The sequence below is a fragment of the Streptomyces sp. NPDC024632 genome, from assembly GCF_055559175.1.
On the sequence record NZ_JBVHLD010000014.1, the window covers coordinates 18,835 to 36,317 of the forward strand.

16 protein-coding genes are annotated in these 17,483 nt (G+C 71.2%); 7 read left to right on the forward strand and 9 right to left on the reverse strand.

Annotated elements, in window-relative coordinates; genetic code table 11:
* Window positions 1-12: 12 nt before the first annotated feature.
* The 5 genes from ACZ37P_RS26760 to ACZ37P_RS26780 all read right to left on the reverse strand — a co-directional run bounded on the left by ACZ37P_RS26760 (window position 13) and on the right by ACZ37P_RS26780 (window position 5,581).
* The gene (locus tag ACZ37P_RS26760) at window positions 13-1,371 is read right to left on the reverse strand and encodes an NlpC/P60 family protein (RefSeq protein WP_391044431.1); all 1,359 of its coding nucleotides are present in this window, start codon (window positions 1,369-1,371) and stop codon (window positions 13-15) included.
* 305 nt (window positions 1,372-1,676) lie between these two features.
* Window positions 1,677-3,353, reverse strand: coding sequence for a chitinase (locus ACZ37P_RS26765; protein WP_355344415.1), 1,677 nt, complete (start codon window positions 3,351-3,353; stop codon window positions 1,677-1,679).
* Between the two features lie 200 nt (window positions 3,354-3,553).
* Window positions 3,554-3,817 (reverse strand): hypothetical protein, encoded by a 264-nt coding sequence (locus ACZ37P_RS26770; protein ID WP_355344412.1) that lies wholly within the window; start codon window positions 3,815-3,817, stop codon window positions 3,554-3,556.
* Window positions 3,818-3,863: 46 nt separating this feature from the next.
* Complete coding sequence (locus ACZ37P_RS26775) at window positions 3,864-4,598, reverse strand: TetR/AcrR family transcriptional regulator (protein WP_355344409.1); 735 nt, start codon at window positions 4,596-4,598, stop codon at window positions 3,864-3,866.
* Window positions 4,599-4,687: 89 nt separating this feature from the next.
* Window positions 4,688-5,581, reverse strand: coding sequence for an AurF N-oxygenase family protein (locus tag ACZ37P_RS26780; RefSeq protein WP_391161583.1), 894 nt, complete (start codon window positions 5,579-5,581; stop codon window positions 4,688-4,690).
* A 105-nt stretch (window positions 5,582-5,686) separates the two neighbouring features.
* Here ACZ37P_RS26780 and ACZ37P_RS26785 point away from each other — a divergent pair, with 105 nt between their 5' ends.
* The 3 genes from ACZ37P_RS26785 (at window position 5,687) to ACZ37P_RS26795 (ending at window position 9,069) form a co-directional block, all read left to right on the forward strand.
* Window positions 5,687-6,796, forward strand: a complete 1,110-nt coding sequence (locus ACZ37P_RS26785; RefSeq protein ID WP_355344403.1) for a ferritin-like domain-containing protein — start codon at window positions 5,687-5,689, stop codon at window positions 6,794-6,796.
* A gap of 30 nt (window positions 6,797-6,826) precedes the next feature.
* Entirely contained in the window at window positions 6,827-8,011 is a 1,185-nt protein-coding gene (locus ACZ37P_RS26790) for a CapA family protein (protein ID WP_467348996.1), read from the forward strand.
* A gap of 176 nt (window positions 8,012-8,187) precedes the next feature.
* Window positions 8,188-9,069: a polysaccharide deacetylase family protein gene (locus ACZ37P_RS26795; RefSeq protein ID WP_391161581.1), complete on the forward strand. Its 882-nt coding sequence runs from the start codon at window positions 8,188-8,190 to the stop codon at window positions 9,067-9,069.
* 33 nt (window positions 9,070-9,102) lie between these two features.
* On the opposite strand, the gene ACZ37P_RS26800 is transcribed toward ACZ37P_RS26795, so the two are convergent.
* Both ACZ37P_RS26800 and ACZ37P_RS26805 read right to left on the reverse strand, forming a co-directional pair.
* Window positions 9,103-10,563 carry a peptidoglycan D,D-transpeptidase FtsI family protein gene (locus ACZ37P_RS26800; protein ID WP_401306412.1) on the reverse strand — a complete coding sequence of 487 codons (1,461 nt, stop codon included), beginning with the start codon at window positions 10,561-10,563 and terminating at the stop codon, window positions 9,103-9,105.
* Window positions 10,560-11,954: an FtsW/RodA/SpoVE family cell cycle protein gene (locus ACZ37P_RS26805; protein WP_355344391.1), complete on the reverse strand. Its 1,395-nt coding sequence runs from the start codon at window positions 11,952-11,954 to the stop codon at window positions 10,560-10,562. The genes ACZ37P_RS26800 and ACZ37P_RS26805 overlap by 4 nt, the downstream gene beginning before the upstream one ends.
* Window positions 11,955-12,061: 107 nt before the next feature.
* On the opposite strand from ACZ37P_RS26805, the gene ACZ37P_RS26810 reads away from it, so the two are divergent.
* The 3 genes from ACZ37P_RS26810 (at window position 12,062) to ACZ37P_RS26820 (ending at window position 13,801) form a co-directional block, all read left to right on the forward strand.
* Complete coding sequence (locus ACZ37P_RS26810; RefSeq protein ID WP_391044447.1) at window positions 12,062-12,715, forward strand: pentapeptide repeat-containing protein; 654 nt, start codon at window positions 12,062-12,064, stop codon at window positions 12,713-12,715.
* 12 nt (window positions 12,716-12,727) lie between these two features.
* Entirely contained in the window at window positions 12,728-13,228 is a 501-nt protein-coding gene (locus ACZ37P_RS26815; protein WP_355344385.1) for a glutathione peroxidase, read from the forward strand.
* A gap of 252 nt (window positions 13,229-13,480) precedes the next feature.
* On the forward strand, window positions 13,481-13,801 hold the full coding sequence (locus tag ACZ37P_RS26820) for a hypothetical protein (RefSeq protein ID WP_391122515.1): 321 nt from the start codon (window positions 13,481-13,483) through the stop codon (window positions 13,799-13,801).
* 153 nt (window positions 13,802-13,954) lie between these two features.
* On the opposite strand, the gene ACZ37P_RS26825 is transcribed toward ACZ37P_RS26820, so the two are convergent.
* Both ACZ37P_RS26825 and ACZ37P_RS26830 read right to left on the reverse strand, forming a co-directional pair.
* Window positions 13,955-14,389, reverse strand: coding sequence for a hypothetical protein (locus ACZ37P_RS26825; protein ID WP_391044452.1), 435 nt, complete (start codon window positions 14,387-14,389; stop codon window positions 13,955-13,957).
* Between the two features lie 134 nt (window positions 14,390-14,523).
* Complete coding sequence (locus ACZ37P_RS26830) at window positions 14,524-15,531, reverse strand: helix-turn-helix transcriptional regulator (protein WP_188281775.1); 1,008 nt, start codon at window positions 15,529-15,531, stop codon at window positions 14,524-14,526.
* 451 nt (window positions 15,532-15,982) lie between these two features.
* Here ACZ37P_RS26830 and ACZ37P_RS26835 point away from each other — a divergent pair, with 451 nt between their 5' ends.
* Window positions 15,983-17,347, forward strand: a complete 1,365-nt coding sequence (locus ACZ37P_RS26835) for a Gfo/Idh/MocA family protein (RefSeq protein ID WP_467348999.1) — start codon at window positions 15,983-15,985, stop codon at window positions 17,345-17,347.
* Window positions 17,348-17,483: the final 136 nt, after the last annotated feature.

Consider the following 17,483-nt stretch of genomic DNA (forward strand, 5'->3'; position numbering starts at 1 on the left):
GCCGGACAGGCCCTAGCTCGCGCCCCCGCTCTCGGTGGCGGAGGGCGTGGGCGTCGGGCCGCCGGACGGGGTGTCCGAGGGCGTCGGCGTCGGGGTGATCCTCGGCGGCGGCGTGCTCTCGCCCGGGGTCGGCCGGGTGACGGGACCCGTGGAGTGCGGCGGCGGCGTGGCCGGCGCGGTGCCGGTCGACCCGCCGGAGGTCCTGGGCTTGGGCGCCGGGGGCGTCACCTGCGGGCTGAACGGCGTCGGCTGCTCGGCCTGCTTGGGGATCTTCGGCAGGGTGTAGTCCCCGGCCGGGGCGCTGCCGAGGTCGGGGCGGACGGCGCCCAGTATCGGGTTGGCGGCGATCGGCGAGACCTTCACCACCGAGCCGGGGCGCGGCGCCTGGACCACCAGGCCGTCGCCGATGTAGATCGCCACATGGGTGGCGCCGGAGAAGTAGATCACCAGGTCGCCGGGGCGCAGCAGTTCGAGCGGCACGTGCGGGAGCCGCGCCCACTGCTCCTGGCTGGTGCGCGGGATGGTCACCCCGGCGTGCGACCACGCCTGCGAGGTCAGCCCCGAGCAGTCGAAGGAGTCCGGACCCTGCGCGCCCCACACATACGGCTTGCCGAGCTGCATGAAGGCGTAGCTGATGGCCCGCTTCCCCGCGTCGGACGGCAGGCGGCTGTCGGCGTCGGAACCCAGCGCCTTGGAGTCGAGGAACTCCTGCTGCGCCTTGTTGACGCCCTTTTCCTCCAGCGACTGCAATTCGCTGATCTGCACGCCGGTGAGCCCGGCCAGTATCGACTCGACCTCCTGGAGGCGCTTTTCCACCGTGTTCTTCTGCGCCTGCTGGACGGCCAGCGCGGACTGCGCCTTGTCCAGCGCCTGCTGCGCCTGGGTGTTCAGCTCGTTCAGCCGCTGCTCGCCGCTGGTCAGCTCGGCCAGCACGTCCTGCTGGTGATCGGCGGCCCGGTCCAGGACGTGCCGCTGCCCGAAGAAGTCCTGCGGGGTCTGGCCGGTCAGCATCGACAGGTACGGCGACACGCTGCCGTCCTTGTACATCTGGCGGGCCATCAGACCCACCTCGTCGCGCTTGTCCGCGACCGAGACCCGCTGGTCGGCGAGTTGTGCGTCGACCTGGTCAGCCTGGGCGCGCTGCCGGTCGGCGGTCTCCTTGGCCTTGTTGAACGACTCGGTCGCCGTCTCCGTCTGCGCGTAGAGGGTCTGGAGCCTGGTCAGCAGATCGGGCAGCGAGACCTCCGCCGCGGGCGGTGGGTCGTAGGGTCGCGCCGCCGCCTGCTGGGCCGGCAGGGCGAGTGCCGCGGCGGCGAGCAGAGTGCCGCAGACCGCGGCCGAACGCAGCCACCTCCTGGTACCTCGGGCCACTGACTACCCCTCATCTCCCGTAACCGGTCGGTAACACGCTACGCGATCCGCATCCTGCCACGAATTGTCATATGTTCGACAGAGGGAATAGGCGATTCCGCGCAACCCGGTCACTCTCACAGGTGATCTTCGCCGTGCGATCACCTTCCGGACATAAAAAGCGTACGGCCCGGTCACCGCCCTCGGCGGCCGGGCCGTACGCGTTTCAGGAGCCGTCACCGGCTCGGTCGAAGGCCGGCCGACGGATCGGCCGAGGGGTCAGCCGAGGGGTCAGCCGACGGATCGGCGGGGGATCTGCGGGCGGTTCAGCCGAAGTAGCTGGTGAAGTTCTTCTGGAATTCCCAGTTGCTGAACTTGTCCCAGTTCACCGACCACGTCATCAGGCCGCGCAGCGCGGGCCAGGTGCCGTGGGTGGTGTAGCCGCCGCAGTTGGTCTTCTTGGTCAGGCAGTCGAGCGCCTGGTCGACGGCGGCCGGGGCGGTGTAGCCGTTGCCCGCGTTGACCGAGGCGGGCAGGCCGATCGCGACCTGCGAGGGGGCGAGCGCCGGGAACATGTTGGCGGTGTTGCCCGCCACCGGGAAGCCGGTGAGGAGCATGTCGGTCATCGCGATGTGGAAGTCCGCGCCGCCCATGGAGTGGTACTGGTTGTCCAGGCCCATGATCGAGCCGGAGTTGTAGTCCTGGACGTGCAGCAGCGTCAGGTCGTTGCGCATCGCGTAGATCACCGGCAGGTACGCGCCGCAGCGCGGGTCCTGGCCGCCCCACGGGCCCGAGCCGTAGTACTGGTAGCCCATCTGGACGAAGAACGTCTCGGGCGCCATCGTCAGCACGAAGCCGCTGCCGTACTTGGCCTTGAGCGTCTTCAGCGCCGAGATCAGGTTGACGATCACCGGGGTGGTCGGGTTCTTGAAATCGGTGTCACCGGTGTTCAGGGACAGCGAGTGGCCCTCGAAGTCGATGTCGATGCCGTTCAGGCCCCAGGTGTCGATGATGCCGCTCACCGAGGAGACGAAGGCGTCGCGGGCGGCCGTCGTGGTGAGCTGCACCTCGCCGTTCGCGCCGCCGATGGACAGCAGCACCTTCTTGCCCTTGGCCTGCTTGGCCTTGATCGCGGCCTTGAAGTCCGCGTCGGACTCCACTCCCGGGCACTCGCTGGCCGAGCAGCGGGTGAAGTGGATGCTGCCCGAGGTCGGCGAGCTGGTCTCGCCGAACGCCAGGTCGATGATGTTCCAACTGTCCGGCACGTCCGCCAGCTTGGTGTAGCCGGAGCCGTTGGCGAACGTCTCGTGCAGATAGCCGACCAGCGCGTGGGTGGGCAGTCCGCCGGAGGGCGGGGGCGAGGTCGGGGGAGTGGTCGGCGGCGTCGTGGGAGGCGTCGTCGGCGGGGTGGTGGGGGGAGTGGTCGGGGGCGTCGTCGGCGGGGTCGTGGGCGGGGTGGTCGGGGGCGTCGTGGGCGGCGTGGTCGTGCCGCTGCCGGGGCCCTGGAGCGAGACGTCGTCGGCGAGGTACGCGGGCTGGCCGTACCAGCCGTGCACGTAGACCGCCGCGCTGGTCTGGCTCGCGCCGGTGGTGAAGGACACGCTCAGCGCCGCGTAGCCGCTGCCCGTGCCGGGCGTCCACGTACTGGTGCCGCCGTCCACGCCGAGGTAGACGTACGCGCCCTTGACCTGGGCGGTCAGGGTGTACGTGGTGTTCGGCGCGACGGACACGTTCTGCTTGCACTGCGCGGTGCCGCTCGCGCTCGGGGTGCCCTGGAGGGCGTAAGTGCCGCTGTGCGCCTGGCCGCTGACGACGGCGGCGGTGCCCGCGTCGCAGCTCCAGCCGGACAGGCCGCCGGTCTCGAAGCCGCCGTTGGTCAGGAACTCGCCCGCGCTGGCGGACGGGGCGAGCGCCACGAGCCCGCCGAGCGCGACGGCGCCCGCGAGGGTGGCGGAGGCGGCGATGAAGGTTCTGCGTCTGTTGCGCGGTGCGGTGGAGAGCATGGGGGGATGCTCCTTCGGTGAGGACGGCGCATGTCACCGCGCAGCAAACAGGTCCAGACCAATGCGTGTCAATGGTCCGGACCAATACCCGGCCCTTTGACCTGTGGAACCGTCCGGTTCGGCCGCCTTTGCGCCGCACGCCGCGCGGCCCGGTCCGACGCGATGTCCCGCGTGGCCGCGCGGGCCCGTCCGGCGGGGCGTCAGGCGCCTTTGCGCCAGGGCCACTTGGGGCCGTCCGGGCGGTTGCCCTCCGGGTCGTACACGAAGACCCAGCGGGTACGGCGGGAGCCGCGCGGGCCGGGGCTGGGCTCGCGGTGGTAGACGTGCACCACCGGCGGACCGCCCTCGGGCGTGGGTACGGGCACGGTGTAGACGCGCGGCGGCTGCCCGGTCATCCCGGCGAGCACGCCGAGCACCCGCCCGTCCAGCGGGCCCCCGACGAATTCCGTGTCCTCGTGTCTCACCCGCTCAGGATGGCACGGCGGGCGGCGCGGGGTTCCCCGGTCGGGGTCAGGAGGGGTCGGGGAGCAGATGTGCGACCGCGTCCGCGATCGGCGCGAGCCGCCGCGCCAGCCCGCCGGCCGGGCTGCTCGGGGTCTCCAGCGCCAGCGCGCGGGCGGCGGCCTCCGCGGCCTCCGGGTCGGTCGTCGCGGTCACCAGCAGCAGCCCGATGAAGTGGTCCACCAGCCACGCCCGCAGCTCCGCGACCGGCGGCTGCTTGCCCTCGTCCAGCCAGATCAGCGATATCGCCTCCACGCAGGCGATCCACGACCTGACCATCATCGCCAGCCGCGGCCCCGGCGCCGTCACCCCGAGGTGGTGCAGCACCTGCTCCGCGGCCCTGCGCCGTACGTCGTCCACGATCGCGTCCGTACGGCTGGTCTCGGCGACGCTGCCGCCGCGCAGCAGCGCCCCGTACGCCGCGTCGTGCTCGTCCACATACGCCAGGTAGCGGTCCAGCGCGTCCGCGAGCCGTTCGGTCGGCGGCCCCTGCGAGGGGACGCCGAAGCGGCCGATCAGCTCCTGCGCCGCGTCGTGCACCGCGGCCTCGTACAACTGCTGCTTGCCGCCGGGGAAGTAGCGGTAGACCAGCGGCCGGGAGACCCCGGCCGCCGCCGCGACGTCGTCGACCGAGACGTCCTCCGGCCGCCGGTGGCCGAACAGGTCGACGGCGGCGGCCAGCAACTGCGTACGGCGCTGCTCGACGCTCATCCGGCGGTATGCGGGCGCCGCGCTGCTGGTCATGTCCAGCAGACTATCCGCCCGCACACGTGAACGGGTCGGCCCGGGCGCGGGGCTTCGCACGGGTGTCCGGGTCCGCGGGCGCGGCCGGGTCAGCCGAGCAGTCCGGACGAGCGCCACAGCTTGCGGCTCGGGCCCTTGATCAGCCCGATCTCGTCCAGGAAGTCCATCAGCCGCTTCGCCGACTGCCGCATCACCTCGCGGCGGTGCGGGCTGGTGCGGGCCGCCTCGGCCGCCTGGACGGGGTCGAGGCCCACCGACGCGTAGACCTGCGGGCTGATCAGCGAACGGGCGATGGTCCTGGCGGCCTGCGCGGAGGTCAGCCGGGTGAATTCGACCTCCCAGCGCGGCGCCGTCACCATCTGGCGGCGCAGCTCCTCGCGGGCGTAGCGGATGTGCCGGGCCTCCTCGACCACGTGAATCCGGGTCACGCCCTGGACGAAGGGCTGCACGCGGTCGTCGGGGAAGGTCAGCCGCTGCATCCAGTCCAGGATCTCCTCGGCCAGCAGCGTGCCGGTGAAGGCGCCGGGCGTGGTGGACACCGTCTTGATCAGCCGGCCGAGATTGTGGTCGAGCCTGCTGGGGCGGTAGGTGGGCGTGCCCATCTTCGTCACGGCCCGCGCGAACATCTTCGAGTGCCGGCACTCGTCGGCGATCTCCGTCAGCGCGTACCGCACATGGTTGCTGGTCGGGTCCAGGTCGTAGGTGTGCCGCAGCAGGAGCTGCATGAGGATCGTCTCGAACCAGACGCCGATCGAGCACAGCGACGCCGCCTCGTGGCGGCTCAGTTCGACGCGCTGCTCCTGCGACATCCGCTTCCACAGCGGGGTGTCGTACAGCGACACCAGCTCCGGCGGCCAGAACCACTTGCCTTCCTCGAAGGGCGCGTCCCAGTCCAGCTCGGTGTCCGGGTCGAACGAGTGCTTGGCGGACGCGGCCAGCAGCCGCTCCGCGGTCTTCTCGCGGTCGATCAGGCTGGTGTCCATCGTGAAGTGGCCTCCGGCGCATGAGGGTTACCTGCGGTACGACTCTTATGAGACTCTGTGTCAACAAGCCCGTCAAGACCCCGCGCACGTGGAATGGAGCCGCCGATGTCGACGGAAGCCCTGTACACGCAACCGCCCACCGAGTGGATCTGGCAGGTCCCGGCCCAGGGCGCCGCCCGCTTCTCCTGGGAGTACGGCGACGGCCGCGAACGCCTGCTCGCCCTCTACCAGAAGGGCAAGGACAAGCAGTGGGACGCGGCCAAGCGCATCGCCTGGGACCTGGAGGTCGACCCGTACGACCCGCTCGGCACCCCCGACGAGGCCATGTCCATCTACGGCAGCCGCTACTGGGACGCGATGAACGCCCGCGACCGCGGGCTGCTGCGGCAGCACTACACCTCCTGGCAGTTCAGCCAGTTCCTCCACGGCGAGCAGGGCGCGATGATCTGCGCCGCCCGGATCGTGGAGTCCGTCCCCGACCTCGACGCGAAGTTCTACTCCGCCACCCAGACCATGGACGAGGCCCGGCACGCCGAGATCTACGGCCGCTTCCTCCAGGACAAGGTCGGGATGGTCTACCCGATCAACGACAACCTCCAGGCGCTGCTCGGCGACACCCTGCGCGACGCGCGCTGGGACATGCCCTACCTCGGCATGCAGGTCCTCATCGAGGGCCTGGCGCTCGCCGCCTTCGGCATGATCCGCGACACCACCACCAAGCCGCTGCCCAAGCAGATCCTGGCCTACGTCATGCAGGACGAGGCCCGGCACGTCGCCTTCGGACGGATGGCGCTGCGCGACTACTACAAGCAGCTCACCGACGCGGAACTGCGCGAGCGCGAGGACTTCGTCATCGAGGGCTGCTACCTGATGCGCGACCGGCTGCGCGGCCTCGAAGTCCTGGAGAACTTCGGCATCCCCACCGCCGAGGCCGCCGAGATGACCGAACGCTCCGAATTCCTGCACCTGTTCCGCAAGCTGCTCTTCAGCCGCATCGTGCCGTGCGTGAAGGACATCGGCCTGTGGGGACCCCGGCTCCAGAAGGCGTACCTCGACATGGGCGTCTTCGACCTCGGTGACTCCAACCTCGACCAGCTCATGGACGAGGACGAGGAGATCGCGGAGAAACTCGACGCGGAACGCTTCGCCGCCGAGGAGCAGGCCCGCGTGGCCGAGGTCACCGACGCCATCGCGCAGGGGGCGGCCCCGCACTGACCCACGGCGAGCGGATCGTACGCTTGTCCGATGAACGAGGGAGCCGGACCGGAATCGCGGCGCGAGACCCGCCGGGCCAGAGCACGCCGCCGACGCAGAAACACCGTCGTCGGCGGTACGGCGCTGCTGCTCGTCGCCGCCGGTTCCCTGTACGTGGCCTACGGCCGCGGCGGCTCCACCGAGGCCGGACCCGCACCGGACTCGCGCACCGCCACGACCGGCGGCGCCGCGCCCTCCTCGACGCCGACGGCGGACGCCGCCGCGCGCCCGGCCGAGCCCGCCGGCACCGTGACCCTCGCCTTCGCCGGGGACGTGCACTTCACCGAGCGGACGGCGAACCGGCTCGGCATCGACCCGGCGCTCGGGCCGATGTCGACGGCGCTGGCCGCCGCCGACTTCTCGATGGTCAACCTGGAGTCCGCGATCACCACGCGCGGCACCCCGCAGCCGAAGAAGTACCACTTCAGGACCGGCCCCGACGCGCTCGCCGCGCTCCAGCGGTCCGGCGTCGACGCCGTCACCATGGCCAACAACCACGCCGTGGACTACGGCGCCCAGGGCCTGGCCGACAGCCTCGCGGCCAAGCGCGCCGCGCCGGTCCCCGTGGTCGGCATCGGCGCCGACGCGGCGGAGGCGTACCGCCCGTACACCGAGACGGTCAACGGCGTACGCCTCGCGGTCGTCGCCGCCAGCCAGGTCTACGACATCACCAACGAGAACTTCCGGGCCACCGCCACCGCCCCCGGCATCGCCTCCGCGCTCGACCGCCCCCGGCTGCTGAAGGCGGTCAGGGACGCCAAGGCGCACGCCGATGTCGTGGTGGTCTATCTGCACTGGGGCACCGAGGGCCAGAGCTGCCCGGGGCCGGAGCAGAAGTCGATCGCGGCCGACCTGTCGGCGGCCGGGGCCACCGCGGTCGTCGGCACCCACGCCCATGTGATGCTCGGCTCCGGCATGCTCGGCCCGACCTATGTGGCCTACGGGTTCGGCAACTTCCTCTGGTACGGCTCCTCGCCGTACCCGCACTCCGACGAGACCGGCGTCACCACACTGACCGTCCGCCGCGGCAAGGTCACCCGCGCCGTCTTCGCGCCCGCCCTCGTCGACGGCGCGGGCGTACCGCAGCCGCGGACCGGCGCGGCGGGGCAGCGGATCACCGACCGGTACGAGCAGTTGCGCCGGTGCACCGGGCTGACGTCGCCACCAGGGAGTTAGCCGGACGTCCGGGTTCTGTAACGGCAGTGTCGCCGACGTGCCCATGGCGGAACCGACGCGGAGGCAGCAGCATCTATTCGGTCGCGGAGCCGGGGGGACGGCCGGCCGTGCGGACAGCGCGTGGAACACGGCGCGGACCGGGTCGATGGAATCAACGAGGCGGGCGGGTACAGACGATGACCGGAGGGCGATTCTCGGTGGGGCGACTGAGGACGATGCCGCAGGCGGCGGCCATCACGATGGCGGTCCTGGTGGTGGTGATCGCGTCGGTGGCCACCGCGGTCCTGGCACACGGGCACGGCAAGGCGTCGGCGAACAACGGCACCGGCGTCATCGGCGGGGTGAACGGCGGCGGCAAGGGCGGCGGCAACGGGAGCGACGGCGGCGGTACGGGCGCGGGTTCGACCGGCCCGTCCGGCACGCCCACCAGCCACATACCCACCGTGGCCGCGGTGCCCGACACGATCGTGCACGCGCCGGAAGCCGCGGGCAAGGCCGTCAACATCACCATCGACGACGGACCCGACCCGGTCTGGACGCCCAAGGTGCTCGACGTCCTCAAGCAGCACGGCGTCCACGCCACCTTCTGCATGATCGGCCCGCAGGCCAAGGCCCACCCCGATCTCGTACGCGCCGTCGTCGCCGCGGGACACCGGCTGTGCGACCACACCGTGACCCACGACGAGTCGATGGACCACAAGCCCTTCGCGTACCAGCAGAAGGAGATCATGGACGCCTACGCCATGATCGAGGAAGCCTCGGGCGGCGCGCCCGTGCAGTACTACCGCGCCCCCGGCGGCGCCTTCACCCCGGCCAGCCGCGCGCTCGCCGCCCAGCACGGCATGCGCCCGCTCGGCTGGAACGTCGACACCAAGGACTACACCAAGCCCGGCGTCGGCACGATCGTGCAGACCATCAAGTACGAGCTGAGCAACGGCCCGACGATCCTCTTCCACGACGGCGGCGGCGACCGCGAGCAGACCGTGGACGCGCTGGAGCAGATCCTGCCCTGGCTCAAGGGGCAGGGCTACGCCTTCAGCTTCCCCAAGGTGAAGTGACCGCCGTCGCACGCACTTGTCCCCGACGGCACGTCAGCGCGCGTTCAGCACCGCCTGCATGACCGCCCGCGCGACGGGCGCCGCGTTCCCGCCGCCGGAGATGTCCGCCCGTACCGCCTCCGCGTCCTCGACGACCACCGCCACCGCCACCGACGCCTGCGTACCGCCCGGCGGCTTCGCGTAGGAGATGAACCAGGCGTACGGCGTCCCGGTGTTGTCCACACCGTGCTGCGCGGTGCCGGTCTTGCCGCCGACGACGACACCGGGGATCGCCGCGTTGGTGCCGGTGCCGTCGGTGACCACCGCCTCCATCAGCTGCTGGAGCTGCCGCGCGGTGCCCTCGCTCATCGCCCGGTGCAGCGTCCGCGGCCCGTCGGCGGAGACCGTCGCCCCGCTGTGGTTGGTCACCGAGTCCACCAGGTACGGCGCCATCAGCACCCCGCCGTTGCCGACCGCCGCCGCCACCATCGCCATCTGCAACGGCGTCGCGGTCGTGTCGAACTGCCCGATCGAGGAGAGCGCCACCTGGTCGGGGCTCATCCGCGTGTCGAAGTTGCTCTTCGCGACGGACGGCGGAATCCGCAGCCGCGTGTCGTTGAAGCCGAACGCCTGCGCCTGCGCCCGCATCCCGGCCAGCCCCACGTCGGCGCCCAGCTTGGCGAAGACGGTGTTGCACGACACCCGGAAGGCGTCGTACATGCTGGCGTCGGCGCAGCCGCCGCCCTCGTTGGTGAGCGTGGCCGTCGAACCCGGCAGCCGGTACGGATCGGGCGAGCGCGTCGGCGCCAGCAGATCGGTGACCTTGCCGCTCTGGAGCGCGGCGGCGGCCGTGACGACCTTGAACGTCGAACCCGGCGGATACGTCTGCCGGATCGCCCGGTCCAGCATCGGCTGACTTGTGTCCGTGTTCATCCGCGTCCACGCGTCGTTCACCGCCGCGCCGGTGCCCGACAGCGCCGCCGGGTCGTACGACGGCGACGACACCAGCGCCAGAATCCGCCCGGTCGCCGGATCCACCGCGGCCACCGCGCCCCTGCGGCCCGCGAGGCCGGTGTACGCCGCCCGCTGCGCCGCCGCGTCGATCGTGGTGTGCACATCGCCGCCGCGCTGCCGCGCCCGGGTGATCTCGTTCCACAGCGGCACCGACGCCAACTGCGAGGCCGTGCCCGACAGCACCCCGTCCTCGGTGCCCTCCAGCAGCGTCGTGCCGTACGTCTGCGAGGCGAAGCCGGTCACCGGCGCGTACAGCGGCCCGTCGGCGTACGTCCGCTGGTACCTCAACTGGCCGCCCGCGTCGCGTGATCCGGTCACCGGGGAGCCGCCGACGAGGATGTCGCCGCGCGGCTGGTGGTAACGGGTGATCGCGATCCGCCGGTTGGCCGGGTTGCCGTCGTACGCGGACGCCTTGACGACCTGCACCCGCGCCGCGTTGAGCAGCAGCGCGACCAGCAGCAGGAAGCAGAAGGCGGCGGCGTGCCGCACACAGCGGATCACCGGGTCCGCTCCAGCGGCGCGAGCTGGTCCGGCGGCCCCTCGGGCAGATCGGGCGCCGGACGGCGGGCGCTGTCGCTGAGCCGGATCAGCAGCGCCACGATGATCCAGTTGGTCACGACCGACGAGCCGCCCTGCGCGAGGAACGGCATCGCCATGCCCGTCATCGGGATCAGGTCCATCACCCCGCCGGTGATCACGAAGACCTGGAGCGCCAGGATCGAGGCCAGACCGACCGCGAGCAGCCGCCCGAAGGGGTCGCGCAGCGCGAGCCCGGCCCGGAAGCCGCGCGCCACCAGCAGCGCGTACAGCAGGAGCAGCGCGGTCAGTCCGAACAGGCCCAGCTCCTCGCCCGCGGTGGCCAGGATGAAGTCCGACTTCGCGGCGAAGCCGATCAGCGCGGAGTGGCCCTGGCCGAGCCCGGTGCCGAGCACCCCGCCGTTGGCGAAGGCGAACAGCGACTGCGAGATCTGGTTGGGGCCGATGCCCGCGTCGATGGTCGCGAAGGGGTGCAGCCAGTCCTGCACCCTGCTGTGCACATGCGGCTCCAGCGCGCCGACCGCGCACGCGCCCACCCCGGCGAGCAGCAGCCCCACGGCGATCCAGCCGGTCCGCCCGGTCGCCACGTACAGCATGATCACGAACAGGCCGAAGAAGAGCAGCGAGGTGCCCAGGTCGCGCTCGACCACCAGGACGCCGACGCTGAGCAGCCAGATCGCCACCACCGGGCCCAGCACGCGGCCGGTGGGCAGTTGCAGCCGCCACACCCGGCGGCCCGCGTACGCCAGCGCCGCACGGTTGGCCGACAGGTAGGCGGCGAAGAAGACCGCGAGCAGCACCTTGGCGAACTCGCCCGGCTGGAAGGAGAATCCGGCGACCCTGATCCAGATCTTCGCGCCGTTGATCGCGGGGAAGAAGATCGGCAGCACCATGAGCAGCAGCGCGGCGGTCACGCTGATGTACGCGTAGCGGGCCGGTGTCCTGTGGTCGCGCAGCGCCAGCACCACCGCGATGAACAGCGCCACCCCGAGCGTGGACCAGATCAGCTGGGTGGGCGCCGCCCGGCCGCCGAGCACCGGCTCCAGGTCGAGGCGGTAGATCAGCACCAGGCCGAAGCCGTTGAGCAGCACGGCGATCGGCAGCAGCAGCGGATCTGCGTAGGGGGCGCGGGCCCGGACCGCGAGGTGGGCCAGGAGCGCGAGCACGCCCAGGCCCGCCCCGTAGGCCGCGGCGTCGGGCGGCACCGCGCCGTTCCTGGCCAGGCCGACCTCGGCGTAGCCGTACACCGAGATCAGTACCGCGGCGACGATCAGCGACAGCTCCACACCGCGGCGGCGGGGCATCCGCAGGGCGGCCGGGGGAGCGTCCGCCGCCGCGGCGCTGGTTGCGCTCATGGGCTGCAACCTAGCAAGGGGTGGGGTGTATGTCCCTTAAGTCGGCTTCCCGGTGGGCCGCCGATGCCTCACGGGGCGCTGTCGGAGGTGCCGCGTACGCTGGCCGAGTGACACCCCCGGACGAACTCGCCGACCTTCCGTACGCCGATCTGCTGCGTCCTCACACCGGCCCGCTGGCCGTCGAAGGGGACTACGACACCGTCCACTTCGACCGCCTCGCCTTCGAGGACGAGGCGGCCAACGGCTCCCGCTTCCTGGAGTGCGCGGTCACCGACTGCACCTTCACGGACACCACCCTGCGCCGGTCCCGGATCAACGACCTGTGGGCCACCGGCAGCCGCTTCACGGGCGTCTCGCTCGCCGAGAGCGACTGGCTGGACTCCTCGCTCACCGCCTGCTCGCTGGCGGGCGTGGAGGCGTTCGGAGCCGTGCTGCGCCGGGTCACCTTCCGGCGCTGCAAACTGGACTCCGTGAATCTGCGCGCCACCGCCCTGCACGACGTGGCCTTCGAGGACTGCGTCCTGCGCGACGTCGACTTCGGCGAGGCCAAGCTGAACGGGGTGACCTTCCCCGGCAGCAGCATCGAGCGCGCCCGGCTCGGCCGCGCGACGCTGAAGAAGGCCGACCTGCGCGGCGCGGTCACCATCGACCTCGCCGACGGATACGAGTCGCTGCGCGGCGCCGTCATCAGCTCCTCGCAGCTTCTCGACCTCGCCCCCGCGCTCGCCCAGACCCTGGGCATCACGGTCACGGACCGATAGGAGAATTCACTCATGAGCAACCCCGTAAGCCTCTACGACATCCCCCTGAACACCATCGACGGCGACCCCACCACCCTCGGCGCCCACGCGGGCAAGGCCGTCCTGGTGGTCAACGTCGCCTCCAAGTGCGGCCTGACCCCGCAGTACGAGGGCCTGGAGAGGTTGCAGAAGCGCTACGCCGACCGCGGCTTCACCGTCCTCGGCGTGCCGTGCAACCAGTTCGGCGGACAGGAGCCCGGCACCGCCGAGGAGATCCAGACCTTCTGCTCCACGACCTACGGCGTCAGCTTCCCGCTGCTGGAGAAGGCGGATGTCAATGGCGCGAACCGGCATCCGCTCTACGCCAGGCTGACCGATGTGCCCGACGCGGCCGGAGAAGCCGGTGACATCACCTGGAACTTCGAGAAGTTCCTGGTCAGCGCCTCGGGAGAAATCGTCGGGCGTTTTCGGCCGCGGACCGAGCCCGAGGCTGCGGAGGTCGTTGGGGCGATTGAGGCACAGCTTCCGTCGTGACCTTGCCACGTGCTTAGATGCGCGATTGCGCCATGGCAGAATCCGGCCGGTCCGTGGACATTGTCCGGATCACCCTGTTCCTGGTTCGCTCTTCTTACCGCCCCAAGCGAGGAAGGGACAGCGGCAGTGCAGGAGATTGATTTCCGTAGCGGACACCTTTGTGTCGAGACGGACCCTGCCCTGTGCGTTCCTTGCCAGGAGCGGTTGGATCGGCAACTCGCCTTGCTTCCCCGGGTATACGGCGAGTTGGAGGTGGCACTCGTACCGGCGCCGAACTCCGGCGACCGACTGACCGGCACTGCCCGGCCCGGCATCCCCCTGAACGGGCCGGCTGTCGAGGCGCGCGCCGCCATACGAGGCACACTCGCCTCCTGGGCCGATCTGATTGTCGAGGGCCGCACCGTCCGTCTCCCCCTACGGACGGTGCCGGCCCTCGCGGCCTTCCTGCGCCGCCACCTCGGCTGGCTCGCCGTACATCCGGCAGCCGAGGACGCGGCCACGGACATCGATGAACTGGTGCGGCGGTCCCTGCGGATCGCCCGCCCCTGTCAGGAAGTGACATCGGCTCCCTGAGCCCCCAGGATTCCCCCCACAATGCAGGAAACGCTGTACGGCCCGTGAATATCGCTCACGGGCCGTACAGCGCTGTGCGGGTCTAGGCGGGTCTTGCGGTGCCGGGGTCCGGCGGGGAAACCAGGACCTGGTGGCGCGGAGAGCTCGGGGAAATTAAACCGACAGTGATGACACGGTCACATCGGTCGGGGCGATATTCGGGAACCAGTTCCCGGCGGGGACGGCGTTCGGGAACCAGTTGTCGGGGGAGACGGCCACGGCGCTGGGGAACCAGTTCACGGGTACGGCACCCGGGAACCAGTTGTCGGGGGATACGGCGCTCGCGGTGGGGAACCAGTTCGCCGGTACGGCGTTCGGGAACCAGTTGTCCGGGCCGGTGTCCGCGCTGGCACCGGGGAACCAGTTCGCGGGCTGAGCACCGGGGAACCAGTTGTCCGGGGCCACCGACGTGTCCGCGGGTGCACTGGGCGCCGGAGCGGAATCCGAACCGGCGTCGGCGAAGGCGACGGTTGTTCCGATAGCCGACGACAGAGCGAGCACCAGGGCGGCGACGGCGGAAATCTTGGTCGTGTGCCGGATGCGCGACATCGTGATCCTTCGTTGGGAGGGCAGGCGCTCAAGGGGGTGATAGGTACGCGTAGCCCTGCCGATGATGTCAAAATCGGACAGGGCCAGGCCAGATTCCGGTTGTGCGTAAGTGCGCAATGGCGCGAATGCGCAGGTCAAATTAGCCCATGGGCCGCAGCGAGGACTCCCGCCTGGAACCGGCTGTCCGCCTGGAGATATCGCATGATCTCTGATACCAGGCGACTCACAGTGCGCAGGGACACCCCTAGTTTGCGCGCGATCCGCTCATCTGTCAGCCCGTTGGCCAGAAGTCGCATCGTCGTGCGGTGCTGTTCGGTCAGCTCGCCCCCCGAGTCGAAGCTCCCCGCCGACTTCGCCGAGTACGGCACCGCGCGCAGCCAGCAGTCCTCGTAGAGCGCCACGTACGACCGGACCAGGGCCGCGCCGCGGACGATGACCGCGGGGCCCGAAGGGTTGTCGGGATTGGCCGAGACAAGCGCGCTGTGCGAATCCGCTATCAGGAGGTCGAAGGGGACCTGGGTCGCCAGCCTGACCTCGACTCCGACCGCCGAGAGTTCCGTCAGGTATTTACGTTGACGTGGCGCGGAATTAATGCTCTGCCCGTATACGGCGCGGACTTTCACACCCCGCTCGATAAGCGCGCTGTCCGCGGCGATGGAATGCACGAGAACTTCGGCGGGCGGCAGCGGTCCCGGATGCATCGAACCGGTGGATTCCGTGATGCGCGCATTGAAATCGCCGATGGACTGCCGCTTACGGTTTTCCCCGATGAGGAGTTCCACCTCGATCTCCGCCGCGTCGCGCAACACCGCGGGGCGGTAGCGCTCCATCAGCGACTCGGCCGCCCGCACGATCGAGGACAACTCGTCACGCTGGGCCTGGAGCGCCTCGCGCTGCCGGGCCAGCAGGCCGATCAGGGCGGTGTCGGGCTCCACCGAATCGACCTCCTCCGGCACCCGACCGGCGCGTATGAGCCCCAGCTCCCGCAGCTCCGACCAACCGGCCCTGGCCTCGGCGTCGGTCAGCCCGATGCCCGCGGCCGCCTTCTCCGGGGCTATGGATCCGTTGGTGCGCAGCGTCTGGTACAGAGCGAGACCGATGTCCTCGGCATCCGCCCCGCCACTGCGAACAACTCCCGCCACGGCTAGCCCCCTCTCGTCACCGCGGACCGGTCCCGTGGGTCGGCCCGCGGCGTGCCGACAGCACCCGAAGCGACTCTAGCAACGGTTCTGTCCTAAGCCGGCGGACGAGTGTTCGCCGCCGGTTCCATGAGTGCTTCCAGGAGTGAGGGGTATTACCGGCGCGGCCCGGCGACCGGAAGCCCGCAAGTGCGACTTTTCCGGTTGCACATCGCCTATTCGTCGCCCGCGTCGAATGGGTGCGGAGGCGCAGGGCGCCAACGTGGGAAACATCCTCTTGGGCACACGTCGGCATGTCAATACCTGTTTTTGACACTGGCCACCGCATCGTCGCACCTCCACGCATACATGGTCGGGCACCATCGGTCGCCACGCCAGTGACCCTCACCCCGGCGGGCGCGCGCCGCCCGCCGTGTGATGCGCTGGGAGAGAGACGGAAAAGGGGTGCGGACCGATGGGACAACCGGTTCCCGTGGCGTTGATCGGCGCGGGCAAGGTGGCGCACGCGGCGCATCTGCGCGAGATGCGGGACCTCCCGGAGCTGCTGCGCCCGGTCGCCGTCATCGACCCCGATCCGGCGCACACCGCGGCCGTACGGGCCTGGTTTCCCGGTACACGGGCGGGTGCCGGGTCCTGTGCGGCGGACGGGGCCGGTGGGGTGACACCGGCCGGAACCGGGAGCCCGGTCGGTGGCGTGCGCCCGGCGGACGGTGTCGCCGTCTGCCGGACGCTGGACGAGGCGGTACGGGCCGGGGCGCGGGCCGCGCTGGTCTGCACGCCGTGGTGGACGCACCGGGATGTGGTCCTGGGGTGTCTGGAACGGGGCCTGCCGGTGCTCTGCGAGAAACCGGTCAGCCTCGACCTCGCGGAGATCGACGAGCTGGCGGCGGCCGAGCGGCGCTCGGGGGTGCCGGTGGCGGCGGGTTACATGAAGCGGCACGACCCGGTCGTGGCCCGCTTCCTCGACCACTGCCGGGAGCACCTGCCCGCCGTCCGCCGGATCACCGCCGACATCCACGACCCCAACGCGCCGCACCAGGTCGAGCACCTGCTGCCGTATCCGCCGCCGCCCTTCGGCCCGCAGCCGCCGCCGGCCGAGGCGGCGCTGGTCCGCGCGCTCGGCCCCGGAGCGACGGAGGCGACGGCGGTGGCGGTGGCGGTGGCGGAAGCGACGGAGGCGACGGAAGCGGCGGCGGCGACGGCGGGCGCGGTGGTGGCGGCGCGGCGGCGTGAGGCGTACGCCCGCGGCCTCGGCGGCTCGCTGATCCACCAGGTCAATCTGGTGCACGCGATCCTGGCGTGCGGGGACCTGCGGCTGCACGGGCGGCTGCTCGACGCCACCGGCTGGGCGGGTACGAGCGCGGTGAGCGCGCGCTGGCGCCCGGCCGACGGCCTGCTGGTCGACCTCACCCATGTACGGCTGCCCGGGCACCGCCGCTACCGGGAGACGCTGGAGTGCGTGGCGGAGGACTCGGTGGCCACCCTCACCCTGCCCTCGCCGTACGCCCGCGACGAGGCGGCCACTCTGCACGTCGACACCTGGGACGCCGGGCCGGGCCTCGGGACGCGGCGCACGTACACGGCGGAGCCGGGGCGTACGGGTTTCCGTCGGCAGTTGGTGGCGTGGGCGGGGAGCCTGCGCGGGGACGGGAGCGGCGGGGGTGTCGGTGGGGCCCCGGCCGGAGTCGGGGCCGGTGCCGGGGCCGGGGTCGGCGGGGGTGTCGAGGGCGGCGTCGGGGGTGGTGCCGCGCTGCCCGGTCTGCGCGAGGTCAGGCAGGACACGCTGGCCGTCCGCGAGGCGGCGCTGCGCCTCACCTGACCCACGAGGGCCATCCGTCGGCTGCTGTCACACATTGGCCTAGACCTATTGCTGCGGCCTGTAGCCAACGGCTAACGTTCGATCACGGCGCGCGGCCCGAACAGCTCTGATCTGGACGTCTGATCCGCACACGCAA